The 15,657-nt window shown below is 31.8% G+C and carries 9 protein-coding genes; 2 read left to right on the top strand and 7 right to left on the bottom strand.

Annotated features, from left to right (window positions below; genetic code table 11):
• Positions 1–121: 121 nt before the first annotated feature.
• From Q0935_RS02225 to Q0935_RS02255, 7 genes are all read right to left on the bottom strand, one after another.
• Entirely contained in the window at positions 122–1,660 is a 1,539-nt protein-coding gene (locus Q0935_RS02225; protein WP_299381987.1) for a YifB family Mg chelatase-like AAA ATPase, read from the bottom strand.
• 89 nt (positions 1,661–1,749) lie between these two features.
• Positions 1,750–2,709, bottom strand: a complete 960-nt coding sequence (locus Q0935_RS02230) for an alpha/beta fold hydrolase (protein ID WP_299381989.1) — start codon at positions 2,707–2,709, stop codon at positions 1,750–1,752.
• Between the two features lie 118 nt (positions 2,710–2,827).
• Positions 2,828–6,406 (bottom strand): T9SS type A sorting domain-containing protein, encoded by a 3,579-nt coding sequence (locus Q0935_RS02235; protein WP_299381991.1) that lies wholly within the window; start codon positions 6,404–6,406, stop codon positions 2,828–2,830.
• 34 nt (positions 6,407–6,440) lie between these two features.
• On the bottom strand, positions 6,441–8,063 hold the full coding sequence (gene ade / locus Q0935_RS02240) for an adenine deaminase (RefSeq protein WP_299381992.1): 1,623 nt from the start codon (positions 8,061–8,063) through the stop codon (positions 6,441–6,443).
• Between the two features lie 52 nt (positions 8,064–8,115).
• On the bottom strand, positions 8,116–10,485 hold the full coding sequence (locus tag Q0935_RS02245; protein WP_299381994.1) for a protein-disulfide reductase DsbD domain-containing protein: 2,370 nt from the start codon (positions 10,483–10,485) through the stop codon (positions 8,116–8,118).
• Entirely contained in the window at positions 10,482–11,798 is a 1,317-nt protein-coding gene (tilS, locus tag Q0935_RS02250; RefSeq protein WP_299381997.1) for a tRNA lysidine(34) synthetase TilS, read from the bottom strand. The genes Q0935_RS02245 and tilS overlap by 4 nt, the downstream gene beginning before the upstream one ends.
• Before the next feature lie 167 nt (positions 11,799–11,965).
• Positions 11,966–13,276: an anthranilate synthase component I family protein gene (locus Q0935_RS02255; protein ID WP_299381999.1), complete on the bottom strand. Its 1,311-nt coding sequence runs from the start codon at positions 13,274–13,276 to the stop codon at positions 11,966–11,968.
• A 76-nt stretch (positions 13,277–13,352) separates the two neighbouring features.
• Here Q0935_RS02255 and Q0935_RS02260 point away from each other — a divergent pair, with 76 nt between their 5' ends.
• Both Q0935_RS02260 and Q0935_RS02265 read left to right on the top strand, forming a co-directional pair.
• Positions 13,353–14,243, top strand: a complete 891-nt coding sequence (locus tag Q0935_RS02260) for an aldose 1-epimerase family protein (RefSeq protein ID WP_299382001.1) — start codon at positions 13,353–13,355, stop codon at positions 14,241–14,243.
• Between the two features lie 41 nt (positions 14,244–14,284).
• A complete protein-coding gene (locus Q0935_RS02265) occupies positions 14,285–15,640 on the top strand; it encodes a DEAD/DEAH box helicase (protein WP_299382003.1) in 1,356 nt (451 codons plus the stop codon).
• Positions 15,641–15,657 lie beyond the last annotated feature (17 nt).

Consider the following 15,657-nt stretch of genomic DNA (forward strand, 5'->3'; position numbering starts at 1 on the left):
AGATGTGAATATATAAATATTTAACAGTTTTTGCTTAATTATTTTTATATTCTATCACTTTTAGTCCGAAACAATACTGTTATTTTATCATTATACAATTTTACCTCTATTTTATTTACTACTAACCCAACCAACCTTCTCTATCTAAACTTCTATATTGAATGGCTTCACTTAAATGACTACCATTAATATCTTGTGCGCCTTCTAAATCTGCAATAGTTCTCGATACTTTTAAAATTCTATCGTAAGCTCTTGCAGAAAGATTTAAACGTTCCATAGCCGTTTTTAATAATGTTTTTGAAGCATCGTCTAATTTACAATGTGTACGAATTTGTTTTACATGCATTTGTGCATTGTAATGTACTGTTTCAGATTCCTTAAATCGTTCTGTCTGTCTTTCACGGGCTTCTGTAACTCGTTTTCTTATATCTATTGATGGTTCTGCTTTTCTATCGTCTGATAATTTATCGAAAGGCACAGGAGTAACTTCTATATGAATGTCAATTCTATCTAACAATGGTCCAGATATTTTACTTAGATAGCGTTGCATTTCTGCAGGACTTGAAGTTACTGGAGAATCTGGATCGTTAAAATAACCACTCGGACTAGGATTCATACTTGCAACCAACATAAAAGATGAAGGATAAGTAACTGTAAATTTTGCTCTAGAAATAGTGACTTCTCTGTCTTCTAAAGGCTGTCGCATTACCTCTAAAACTTCTCGCTTAAATTCGGGCAATTCATCTAAAAACAAAACACCGTTATGGCATAAAGATATTTCTCCTGGTTGCGGATAACTGCCGCCGCCTACGAGTGCAACGTTTGAAATTGTGTGATGTGGACTCCTAAACGGACGCTGAGCCATTAATCCTGAATTTGCTTTTACACGACCAACAACCGAATGTATTTTTGTAGTTTCTAACGCTTCTTTTAACGACATTGGCGGTAAAATACTTGGCAAACGTTTGGCTAACATTGTTTTTCCTGCTCCAGGAGGACCAACTAAAATAATATTATGACCTCCAGCCGCTGCAATCTCCATGCAACGTTTAATTCCTTCTTGTCCTTTTACATCGGCAAAATCGAAATCGGGATAATCTAAATTCTTATAAAATTCTTCTCTTGTGTTTATTATGGTTTGCTCTATAGCTTCACCTTTATTGAAAAAATTAATGACTTGCTTAATGTTTTCTATACCATAAACCTTTAAATCACTAACTATTGCTGCTTCTTTTGCATTTTGGATAGGCAATATAAATCCTTTAAAACCTTCTTCTTGTGCTTTTATCGCTATTGGCAAAGCACCTTTAATAGGTTGTAAACTGCCGTCTAAGGAAAGCTCTCCCATTATTATATAATCTTCTAAATCATCAGCTTGAATTTGCTTAGATGCTGCTAAAATACCTACTGCTAAAGTTAAATCGTAGGCAGAACCTTCTTTGCGTAAATCGGCAGGCGCCATGTTAATAGTTATTTTTTTGCCAGGAATCTTGTATCCATTATTTTGTAATGCAGCTGCAATTCTATAGTTACTTTCTTTAATGGCATTGTCTGGAAGTCCTACGAGGTGATATCCTATTCCGGAATTAACGTTAACCTCTACAGTTATTGTAGAAGCTTCGACTCCAAAGACAGCACTGGCAAATACTTTTTTAAGCATAAATGGTTGGTTTAGAAACTAAATGTAGGAAAATTACATGATTAATAATCTTTAAAACCAATAAAATTGAACACTAACTACTTAAATATCTATAATTTACTTATAAACTCTATCATTCTTTTTTCAGAATAATAAATATTTTCAGAATCGTAGAAACCAACATGTCCTCCATATTTTGGCATTTCTAAATACAAATGCTTATTCTGTTTAGCAGATTCTATTGGATAGCATTCTTTAGATAAAAAAGAATCATTTTGTGCATTTATTAATAGCGTTGGTATTTTAATTCCTTTTAAAAACTGAAGACTACTCGACTTTTCGTAATAATCGTAAGCATCAATAAAATGATGTGCTTTAGAGGTGTAAAAATCATCAAAATCTTTTAATGTTTTAATCTCTATTAAGTCTTTATTTTTTATATTCTGCGGAAATAATTGTTGCTTTTCCTTTAGTTTATCTCTTAAGTTTTTTAAAAACTTTTTAGAGTACAATACATTTTCAGCAGACATTAATCTCTCTAACGAGCCTCTTAAAAATACAGGAACTGAAACCGTTACTGCTCCTTTTACTTGTTTTGGAACTTGATTATTCTCTCCTAAATATTTTAAAATAACATTACCGCCAAGGCTAAAACCTTTTAGGTAAATAGTATCATAATGAAAATGCTCTGTTATGTATTTTAAAACCGAAGCTAAATCGTCTGTTTTACCAGAATGATACGATTGAAAACTCTTATTAACTTCCCCACTACAACCTCTAAAGTTAACGCAAACCACATCTATATTATTTTGGTTTGCCACTTTAGCAGAACCTAGCATATAATGACGTTGCGCATTGCCTTCTAAACCATGTAAAACAATTAGTAATTGGTTTGTTTGCTGGGTTGTATAACTCCAATCTAAATCTAAAAAATCGTTATCTGGTAACGTTAAACGCTCACGCTTTTGGGTAACACCTTCAACTTTTCTTAATAGTCCAGAGTAAATGGTAGACAAATGTCCATTTCTAAATATAAATTTAGGCTTGTATGTTGTGGTTAGGATTGGCATTTAGTTTGCTGTTTTAAAAGGGCTTTTAATATTGAAATGTAAGCACAAAGATAAGTAACAAAAAAACCTTTCAGTTTTAAAACTGAAAGGTTTAGATTTTAAATTATTAAAGTAAAAATTACTTTTTTATAAACTTTAATGATTCTTGTTTATTTCCTGATTTTATCTCTAAAAAGTATAAGCCTTGAGATAGATTACTAACATCTAATTTAGCTTTTTTACTTTTTGAAGTTATTGTATTTAATAACCTTCCATTAATATCGTAAACAGCAACAGATTCTATAACGATTTCTCCTTCTATATTTAATATGTTATTTACTGGATTAGGGAATATTGAAAAACTTGATGTTTCAAAATTCTTTACAGATAATGTATTAACTATTTCTGTGTTTACTGTGTTTGTAACAATTGCTGGATTAAAATCGAAGAAAATATCTGCAGTATTATTAAAAATGTCTCCAATAACAACATTTGTTTTGGGTTTTATTTTATAAGCTATAAAACCGTGAGAATTAGTTTCGTCGCTTGTACTATCTGGTAAATTAATATTATCAAATATAAATTTAACCATACTACCATTTGTAATTTCTACTCTACCAGTATGGCTTAAACTTTCTAATTGCATGGTTGTCCAGTCTAGTTTACTATCTAAAATGTTTTCTACATTAACGTTTATAGCACTTGCTGTTCCTGTATTTTGAAAACGGATGATATAATGTAAATACTTATCTGCATCTGCTAATAATATTTCTTCACCTTCCAAAACTCTAATATCGTTTGGATCGTAAGAACCAATTACGGTTTGGTTAAGTGTGAAAACATTATCATCTGCTGTGTTATCTCCTGTAACAGGATTTACTGTTGCTGTTGATACTAAAACATCATTAATATTTGTAGTTGGTGGTGCAAATACATTAAATTCTAAATCTATTGTTCTTGTTTCAAATGGATTTAAGTCTGTAAAATTAAAGGTTAAAGTGTTTGCTGTTTGTGAAACTATTGTTTCGCTTGCGTTTAAGAAATTTAACTTTGCATCATCAAACTCGAATGTTACATTTCCACTTAATTGTGTTGTGCCTACATTATTATATATTATTTGGTAAGTAGCATCAAAACCTGGTCTTGGTTCGTTTATAGATGGATAAACTGAAATGTTTAGGTCGTTTATTGAACCTATTGGTTCTATGCAAAAATCTATTGTATCAATATTATCTACACCAGCAAAATTTGACACTTGAGAAATAGGGCTAGATACATAATAATTAGGCAAATTAGAAATAGTAGTTGTAAAATCTCCTTGGTCTACAAATAGTTGATAACTACCATTGTTTAAAGAAAATGTAGCTACATCTTGAGTACCATTATTAGTGTTAATCATTATATTACTCAATGTGTTGTCTAATACACTACAGCCGTTTCCATCTAAGTCCACACGTATTTCACCATTAATTTCATTAAATGAAATCCCTAAATTTTTGTACCAAACAATCTTTTCTGATGGTTCAGAAAACGAAAGATCTTTAGAAGAAAGCAAATCAATGTTGCCATCATTATTAATATCTGCTGCATGTAAAGAGGAAGCTCCATTAAATCCAGTTGTAGCAATAACCTGCTGAGAACCAAAAGTTCCTTGACCATCTGTGTTTTCGTACCAAACAAGACTATCATCGTCTAAGGTAATAGAAAATATATCCATATCACCATCGTTATCTATATCTGCTGCATAAGCTGATATAGCACCTTGCGCATTAGTTGTTATAATTTGTTCAGCACTAAATGCACCTTGTCCATCTGTGTTTTCGTACCAAGCAATTTTATTATCGTTTTCCGAAGCAGAATACACATCCATATCTCCATCATTATCAATATCTACAGCATAAGCAGTATCAGCATCTTGTGTTGTGATAATTTGTTTGGGGCCAAATGCACCTTGTCCATCTGTATTTTCGTACCAAACCACCATATTATATAATACAGAAAGCACATCCATGTCTCCATCGTTATCAATATCTGTAGCGGAAATTACTAGAGGACTATCATTATTTGATATCGTTTGTTTAGGGCCAAATGTACCTTGTCCATCTGTATTTTCGTACCAAGATATAAGAGTTTCATCAAAAGAAGAGGTGACACCATCATCTATTGATCCCATAAGCACATCCATATCACCATCGTTATCTATATCTACGGCATAAACTAACATAGGATAGTAAAGCCCATTTGATATAATTTGTTCTGTACCAAAAGTGCCTTGCCCATCTATATTTTCATACCAAGAAACATAACCATCCTCTCGAGCAGCAGAAAGTACATCTATATCTCCATCGTTATCCAAATCTGCGGCATAAACCGACGTAGTATCATCTGCATTATTATTTATTACTTGTAAATTTCCATAAGTTCCCTGCCCATCTGTGTTTTCATACCAAGCTACACTATTATTAAATATTGATGCTGAGAGCACATCCAAATCACCATCATTATCTATATCTGCAGTATAAATAGATGAAACGCCTGATAAAGTTGATTCACTTCCTAAAGTTTGTTGAGAAGAAAAAGTACCTTGACCATCTGTGTTTTTATACCACTTTAAATAACCAGGATTACTGTTTTGTCTAAAAATAACGGCTAAATCTATACCTTCTTCGTTATCTATTTCAACTGGAAAAACTCCACCAATAGAGTCTATACTTGAAATGATAATTTGTTCTGCTCCAAAAGTTCCTTGACCATCTGTGTTTTCGAACCATGATACATTATAAGAATCATAAAAAAGCACATCCATATCACCATCACTATCTATATCTGTAAGATTAATTAAACTAGTACCAGATGAAACAGTTACAGATTGATGTAGTACAAAAGCACCTTGCCCATCTGTATTTTCATACCATACAATCTCAGTGCTTTTTTGAGCAAATACATCTATATCTCCATCATTATCAATATCAAAAGTTCTAACATAAGAAGTTTGTCCTGTAGTTCCTGAAGCTATAATTTGTTGAGTACCAAAAGTACCTTGACCATCTGTGTTTTCAAACCAAACAACCTTACTATCGTTAGTGGAAGAAAAAAGAACATCTATATCACCATCGTTATCAATATCTGCTGTGTCAATAGTACTTATTAAGTTTATATTAGACGCTATAATTTGTTCAGAACCAAAAGCACCTTGTCCATCTATGTTTTCGTACCAAACTACTTCACCATCATTACTATAGCCTGCTGCAAGAATATCACTATCTCCATCGTTATCTATATCTACAGCATAAACTAAACCAGCTTGATCTAGAGTTGCAATAATTTGTTGAGCACCAAAGGTACCTTGACCATCTGTGTTTTCGTACCAAGCAATCTTATTGTCGTCTTTAGAAGCTGAAATCACATCCATATCTCCATCATTATCTATATCTGAAGCATAGATTGATTCAAATTTTTCTGCATTAACTGTTATGGTTTGATGAGAGCCAAAAGTACCTTGCCCATCTGTATTTCTGAACCAATATATTTTACCATAATAATCAGAAGAAATCAAATCCATGTTTCCATCGTTATCTAGATCTGCAGCATAAACAGCTACAGCTCCAGATGGATTTGAAGCATTATCATATACAATTTGTTCTTGAAACCCTATTTGCCCAAAAGCTGTGAAACAGCATAGTATAAAAACGAAAATAAAACCTATTTTTTTGTTCATTGTTAATTCTTTATAATAATAAAGGTAATTATATTTAAACTTCTAGACTAGTAAATTTAAAACTTCCACCATCAAATAACCCTTTATCACTCAACTTCAAAGCAGGAATAACTAACAAAGCCATAAAAGATAATGACATGTAAGGAGCATTTAAAGTGCAGCCCATTTGTTTTGCCATTTTATCGAGCTCTGCATATTGTTTACCAATAGTTTCACCATTTTTATCACTCATAATTCCAGCAACTGGTAATGCTACTGTTTTTTCTTCGGAAGTATTAACGGCACAAATTCCACCTTCTGCTTCTATTATTGAATTAACCGCTTTAGAAATGGAAGCATCATCTACTCCAACTGCTATAATATTATGAGAATCATGACCAACTGAACTTGCAATTGCACCTTCTTTTAACCCAAAGTTTTTAATAAAAGCAATTGCTGGTTTTGCATTATTATACCTGTTTACAACCGTCATTTTTAAAACATCGTTTTCCGTATTAGAAATTAAGTTTCCGTTTTCAATAAGACTATCTACAATGATTTCGTTTGTTACTAATTCGCCATCCAAACATTCTATAACGCGAATTTTTTCAGCTGAAGATTCAAATCTAAAATCTGAAACGTCTTTCTTGTCACAATTAAAATTATTAAGGTTTTCGAACGCTACATCTTTAATATTTACTTTTCCGAAGTCGTAAACCAACTCACCGTTTATATAGGTTTGAAGTGTTTTAAAATCTTTTAAATCTTCAACTATAATACAATCTGCAGCATCACCAATTTGTAAGGTTCCAACATCTAGATTGTAATGCTTTATTGGGTTAATACAAGCGGCTTGAAGCACTTTGTAAAGATCTATCTCTTTTGCTACTGCTCTAGCACAAACTTTGTTTATGTGTCCTAAAAGCAAATCGTCTGGATGTTTATCGTCACTACAAAACATCATGTTTTCAAAATGTTCTGGTAATAAATCTATTAAAGCTTCAAAGTTTTTGGCAGCACTTCCTTCTCTAATAATAACTTTCATGCCTTTTTGAAGCTTTTCTAAAGCCTCATCGTAAGTAAAACACTCGTGATCTGTAGAAATTCCTGCAGCAATGTATTTTGTAATATCTTCTCCTCTTAATCCTGGCGCATGACCATCTACTGGTTTATTATTATGTTTTGCCCAAGCTATTTTTTTAAGCACTTCTTCATCATCGAAAAGCACACCTGGATAATTCATCATTTCGGCAAGGTATTTAATATCCGGATTTGCCATTAAGGTTTTAATATCTTCTGAATCTATAACTGCTCCGGCAGATTCAAAACTAGTAGCAGGCACACAAGAAGGTGCGCCAAAATTGAATTTAAACGGTGTTTTTTTTCCGTTTTCAATCATGAACTCCACTCCTTTTACACCAAGTACATTTGCTATTTCGTGTGGATCGCTAACTGTTGAAACTGTACCATGTTTTACAGCCAGTTTTGCAAACTCACTAGGCACCAACATAGAGCTTTCAATATGAATATGTGCATCTATAAAACCAGGTAATATAAAATGATTTACGTTATGCTCTTTTTCTATAATAGAAACAATCTTTCCTTCCTTAATAGTTACTTCTCCTTTGTAGATACGCTTGTTTGGGATATCTACTATGTTACCTTGAATTGTTTTCATTCTACTAATATTATTGTAAAAAAAAATCTTGCTACAGCAAGACCTTTTTTTATTATTTAAAATTTTGAATTCCTGCTTTTAGCCAATTAAAATACTCATCTGCATCTGGAGTAAAAGCAACAGGTTTTATTAAATTTTCTTCGTTGTGGTCCATTAACACATAATATGGTTGTGTATTCGACTTGTATTTAATGGTTTGAAACTCACTCCATTTCTGACCAATATATTTAAGTTGTTTGCCTTCTCTAAGCTTAGAGTCTACTATTTCATCCTTTTCAAGAGGTCTCTTATCGTCCACATAAAGAGAGATTAAAACGACATCATTTTTTAATGCGTTTAATATCTCAGGTTTGGGCCAAACGTTTTGTTCCATTTTTCGGCAGTTTACACATGCCCAACCTGTAAAATCAATCATTACTGGCTTATTCACTTTTTTAGCATAAGCTAAACCTAAATCGTAATCATTAAATGCTAAAATATCGTGTGGTGCTAATAAATGTGCACCTTCTGGTAAATCTGAATGGTCTGCGCTTGCACTACCTCCTCCTTTAGAGTTACCAACTCCATAAGGAGATTCGCTATAATCTAAAGGTGGTGGAAACGCACTAATTAAATTTAATGGCGCTCCCCAAAGTCCGGGAATCATATAAATTGTAAACGTTAAAACTATTAATCCTAGGCTTAACCTACCAACAGAAATATGTTTTAAAGGCGAATCGTGTGGTAATTGAATTTTACCAAAAAGATATAATGCTAATGTTCCAAAAATGGCAATCCAAATAGCAATAAATACTTCTCTTTCTAATAAGTGCATTTGTAATACTAAATCTGCTTGCGATAAAAATTTAAAAGCTAATGCTAATTCTAAAAATCCTAAGACCACTTTTACTGTGTTTAACCAACCACCAGATTTTGGTAACGAGTTTAACCAACCTGGAAAAGCAGCAAACAATGCAAATGGTAATGCAATTGCAGATGAGAATCCTAACATTCCTATAATTGGAGCTAAACCACCTTTAGAAGCAGCTTCTACTAAAAGCGTACCTACAATTGGTCCTGTACATGAAAAAGAAACAATAGCTAAAGCTAAAGCCATAAAGAAAATACCAACCATACCACCTCTATTAGCTTGAGAATCTACTTTATTAGCCCAAGAATTTGGCAGCATAATTTCGAAAGCTCCTAAAAAGGAGAATGCAAAAACAACTAAAAGAATAAAGAAAATAATATTAAACCAAACATTTGTTGCTAACGCATTTAAGGCATCGGCTCCAAAAATTCCTGTAACAGCAGTACCTAATAATAGATAAATTACTATAATACATAATCCATAAATAATGGCATTTTTAATACCTGCTGCTTTAGATTTACTTTGTTTAGTAAAAAAGCTAACAGTCATTGGTATCATTGGAAATACACAAGGTGTTAGTAATGCCGCAAAACCTGATAGGAAAGCAATAAAAAATATTCCCCATAAACCTTTAGATTCACTATCTGAAGAAGAGTCAATATCTAATACAACTTCATCATCTGATGCTGATTTTGGGGTAGCATCTGCTAAATTGGTTTTTAAGTCGAAATAAGTTGGAGCTAAGCATTTTTCATCATCACACGCTTGAAAATAAGCTTCTGCTTCAATTGTTTTTAAATCTGTGTTTAATACTTTTATTTTCTGAGTAAAAACAGCCTCATTAGAAAAGTATTTAACATCCATATCGAAAGCTTTTTCAAACTTTTTAATACTCTTAGATTCTTTTAATCCTCCTATTAATTTAAAATCTTTATTATCGTTTTTTAAATTAATCTCTGTAGGTATTGGTCCCATTGGGTCCTTATTATCCTGAGAATAAATGTGCCATTTATTATCTAAAACTGCTGTGTAAGCAATCTCATACTCATTATTTCCAAGCGAATAAATAGACGACGTCCATTTTACTGGATCTAAAATATTACTTTCTTTTTTATCGCTTTTAATCTGAAAATCGACGGTTTTACTTTCGAAAATACATTTAGCATCATCACAAGCTTGGTAACTTACTTCCGCTTCAATAGATGTTAAATCTGGATTTAGTATTTTAATTTTCTGAGTAAATGTAGCCTCGTAATCAAAATAAGTCAAGTCCATTTCGAAGACCTTATCAAATTTTGTAATGCTTGCACTTTCTGTAGCTTTACCTACTAATTCAAAATCTTTAGAGACTGCATTTTCATCGTAAATAAACTCCGTTGGTATTGCACCTCCTTCTGGTAAGTTTTGAGAATATAAATGCCAATGATCTTCAATTTCAGCACTATAAATTAAATTATATTCTGTGTCCGAGATTTTTTCAACCGTACCAATCCATTTTACAGGTTCTAATACTTGCGCAAAAATGGTTTGCATTGAAAATAATACGAATAATAAAGCTAAGATTTTCTTCATTCCTTCAAGGATATTTTTAATATTTTATTAGTGTTTTTTGTTACTTTAAAACGTTCGTCTGCTCTATAATTTAGCACACAAACAATTTCATTATTAGAGCACAATAAAAGACATTTCTCTTTATCTAACAAAGATAGTTTTTCATCTTTAAAGTACTTGCTCAATTTCTTTTTGCCATTACCTCCTAAAGGATAGAAATAGTCGCCTTCCTTCCATTTTCTTACAGTTAGTGGGTAACTTAATTTTTCTATATCTACAAAAATTTCGTTTCTAGAGGCTTTTACTATTGTATTTACTTCCTCGAAAAACAAAATTCCTTTTGGTATCGATTTGTTTTTATCTTCTTTAAGGATAGTAATTGAAACTGTTTTTTCGTTTGATGGTAATGGCGCTAATATTATATGCGACCTGTCTTTTATAAGTCTATGTGTTTCGGAAAAAATTTGCTTTCCACTCTGTGCAGTTAACAAATTTTGAATATCTCCAAAAGCAGTAAAACCAAATGGCTTAAACACTTCTACTAAGTATGCTTTTGGGTTTTTAAGCTTTATAAATTCTGAAATATCATAGGTGATTTCATCATTATTAACAGCTATAATTGCTCTTTTTAAAACAGCGTTTACACTTTCTTCTACAATGCTTGAAGCATCGTTTAAATGCATTAAAGTAGCATCGAAATTTTGTAACAATTGTGAATTTGTTTCTTTTAACTTCGGAATAATTTCATGGCGCAATTTATTTCTTAAGTATTTAGTAGATGCGTTACTACTATCTTCTCGCCATTCAATTTTATGTTGTTCGGCAAAATCTAGAATTGTTTCTCTAGAAAACTTTAATAATGGTCTTACAATGTTTCCATTAGTTTCAGGAATTCCAGTTAAGCCTTCTAAACCTGTTCCTCTTGTTAAATTAATTAGAAAAGTTTCTAAATTATCGTCGGCATGATGCGCCGTTAAAATATAATCGAAACCAAGCTGATTTGACAATTCTTGAAACCAATTGTAACGTAATTCGCGAGCTGCCATTTGTATAGACAACTTGTTTTCTTGGGCGTAAATAGTAGTATCAAAATGTTGCGTAAAGAGTTCTACATCTAATTTTTCGGCTAAATTTAGAACAAATGCTTCATCTCCATTACTTTCTTCATCTCTTAAATTAAAATTGCAATGCGCAAGCGAGATATCGAGTTTAGCTTCTTTACATAAATGTGTAAGAGTAACACTATCTAATCCTCCAGAAATGGTAATTAATAGTTTTTTTCCTTTTAGAAAATTAAGCCGACTATTTATATGTTTTATAAAGATTTCTTGCACTTTGTAAATGTACGTTTTTTGGCTATTTTTTGATATTAATTATGATGATTTTAATACTTGTAAGTTTTTACACTAAGATTCGAGAAAATTCGCTAAGCATTACATAACGTTTATTAATACATTGATGTTTTATGATACAAATATGAGAAGCTACTATCTATTAAAAACTAATTTTCTAAAACCGTTCGCATAGCTTTGGCTTTAACCAAACACTCTTCATATTCCATTATAGGATCGCTTTTTGCCGTAATTGCACCACCAACAGAATAAGAAACGTATTGGTTAGCTTCATTATAAAGAATACTCCTGATTACAACATTAAAATCGAAATCGCCATTTGGTGAAATATAACCAACACTTCCCGAATACAAACCACGTTTGGTTTCTTCTAAATCTTCAATAATTTTCATTGCTGAAATTTTGGGAGCTCCTGTCATGCTTCCCATTGGAAACGTTGTTTTTATAATATCTATAGGGCTTGTAGTGTCTTTAACTTCTGAAACTACTGTAGAAATCATTTGATGCACTTGGTCAAAACTGTATATTTTACAAAGTTCCTCTACCTTTACACTACCTTTTGTTGCAGTTTGCGAGAGATCGTTACGTACTAAATCCACAATCATTATATTTTCGCTACGCTCCTTTTCATCACTTACCAAGTCATTTTTTAAAATAGAATCCATAATATGATCTGGATCACGTTTGGCTGTTCCTTTTATGGGTTGCGAAATTACTTTTGTTCCTTCCTTTTTTATGTAACGTTCTGGCGAAGCCGAAAGCAAATAATTACGTCTTACTTTTAAAAAAGTTGCAAAAGGTGCGTTTGAAATGGTGTTAAGCTTATTATAAGTTTCTAAAGGATTTATAGTTGTGTTTTCGGCATAGAATTCTTGACAAAAATTAGCTTCGTAAATATCTCCTCTGTGTATATGTGAGAGTACTTTTGTTACTTTATTAAAGTATTCGTCTTTATGTATTTTTAATTTTATTTTTATTGGATTACTGTTGTTAGATTGCTCGACATCTAGATTATTGGATTGTTCGATATCTTTTAAATCAGATTCAAACTCATCATCAACAGCTTTTAAATATCTTGTTTCTAAAACATTTCCTTTAATTAAAAATATTTTTTTTGGCTGAAAGAAATACAAATCAGCAAACGCTAAACCATCATCATTATTAGACTTTAATGTTTCGGTATCGTTCTTTAAATCGTAAGTGAGGTAACCAAAAATCCAATCTTTAGTAATGGTATAATATTCCTTTAGTTTATCGAATGCATTAAAATAATCGGTTTGTATTGCTGTAAAAGCATCTACTGCCAAAACAGCATCGTAACTAGAATACTTTCGATTTTCTTTAAATTCTTTCGAATTAGAATCTAACCAAACAACATCATCAAACTGTTGGGCCCAAGACAAAAGATTTTGCTTGAACTCCTCGGTATTAGTTATTTTATGTTTAGCTGTTGTTCTCAATGTAAAAAATGTTGTGTAAAGTTAAGCAGAATTGCTAAAAAAACGAGTATTTTAGTCATTAGATTATATAAAAAACATGTTCGAATTATCTAATAGTATTTTAAAAATTAAGGTTAAACCCGTAGGTGCAGAACTTTGCGAAATAAGTTCTGTTAAAAATAATACACAGTTTATGTGGGATGCAAATCCTGATGTTTGGGGAAGCTTTGCTCCTAATCTCTTTCCTATTATAGGAGCGCTAAAAGATGAAACTTATTTTTATAATGGAATAAAATACAGCATGCCAAAACATGGTTTTGTTAGGCATAGCGAGGACATTAAACTTATTAAAGAAACGAAAAACAGCCTAAGTTTTAGCTTAACTTATAACGAAGATTTATTAAAAATATATCCTTTTAAATTTGAATATATTATTACCTACACATTAAATAATAACACCTTAAACATAAACTATACTGTAAAAAATAAAGATAACAGAACCATCTATTTCTCTGTTGGTGGACATCCTGCTTTTAAGTGTCCTTTATATAATGATGAAAATTACACCGACTATAATTTAGTTTTTGAAACCGAAGAAACATCCAAAACACATTTACTAAATATGCAAACCGGATTAGTTAAAAATGAAACAAAACCTGTTTTTAACACTAAAAATAGCATCCAATTAAAACCAGATCTGTTTAAAAATGATGCACTTATTTTTAAAGATTTAAAATCTAGAAAAGTAGCTTTAGTAAACGATTTGCGTGGAGAAATACTTAATATCACTTTTAAAGGTTTTAATTACCTTGGTCTTTGGGCAAAACTTAACGCATCTTACGTTTGTATTGAACCTTGGTTAGGCATTGCAGATCAAGAAAATGCATCTCAAAACATAACAGAAAAAGAAGGTATTATTAAATTACCTGAAAATGAAACCTTTAGTGCAAACTATAGCATACAAATACATGAGCATCATTTAGGGTAAACAAAATATAAATAGTAATTTTGCGACTTAAATAACACGTTTTGACTTTTAGAGACTTAAACTTAAATACACCATTATATAACGCGCTTGACGATTTAGGCTTTACAACGCCTACTCCTATTCAAGCCGAAGCTTTTAGCGTTGTCGCCAGCGGTAAAGATATGGTTGGAATTGCACAAACAGGAACAGGAAAAACCTTTGGTTACATGCTTCCTGTACTTAAAAACTTACCATTTTCTAAACAAGAAAACCCAAGAGTATTGGTTTTAGTACCTACTCGAGAGCTTGTTGTACAAGTGGTAGATGAGATAGAAAAGCTAACCAAATACATAAACACTCGTGTTTTAGGTGTTTATGGTGGTACAAATATTAATACGCAAAAAAGAGCTATTGCTGAAGGTATTGATATTTTAGTTGCGACTCCTGGTCGTATGTATGATTTAGCTTTAAGTCATGTTTTAAATTTAAAATCTATTCAGAAATTAATTATCGATGAAGTCGATGTGATGTTAGATTTAGGTTTTAGACATCAATTAATTAATATTTTCGATCTTCTTCCAGAACGTCGTCAAAATATTATGTTTTCTGCAACCATGACTCATGATGTAGATGCATTAATTGTAGATTTCTTTAAATCTCCAGAAAAAGTATCGATTGCAACTTCTGGAACACCATTAGAGAACATTAAGCAAACACGTTATATAGTTCCTAATTTTTACACAAAATTAAATTTACTAAAGCATTTACTTCAAGACGCAGAAACTTATAACAAAGTATTGATTTTTGTTGCTTATAAAAAGATGGCAGATCGTCTTTTTGAAGCTTTAGCCGAAGAGTATAATGATGAGCTTTGTGTAATACACTCTAACAAAACACAAAACTACAGATTGCGTAGTATCGAGCAATTTCGCGAAGGAGATAATAGAATATTAGTCGCAACAGATGTTATGGCTCGTGGTTTGGATATTGATAATGTAACGCATGTTATAAATTTTGATACTCCAGATTTCCCTGAAAACTACATGCATAGAATTGGTAGAACCGGTCGTGCTGAACGCGAAGGACAAGCACATGTTTTTACTACCGAAAAAGATTTGCATGCTATTGAGGATATCGAAGCATTAATGCAAATGACTATTGAAGTTGAAGCGTTACCTGCTGAAGTAGAAATTTCTACCGAATTAATTGAAGAAGAAAGACCACAAATTAAAGAGCACAACAATCCTCACAAACGTAAGAAGGACGAAGATGCTCCTGGTCCTGCTTTTCATGATAAATCTGAAAAGAATTCTAAAGAAAATCGAGGTGGATCTTATAAGTTTAAGATTGCTGCTAAGTATAAAAAGCCAAAAACTAGAGGAGATAAAAATTACCACAAGTATAATAAGAACAAGTAATCTATAGAAGTATCAAC

This window comes from uncultured Lacinutrix sp., assembly GCF_947500605.1.
Lineage (GTDB): Bacteria > Bacteroidota > Bacteroidia > Flavobacteriales > Flavobacteriaceae > Lacinutrix.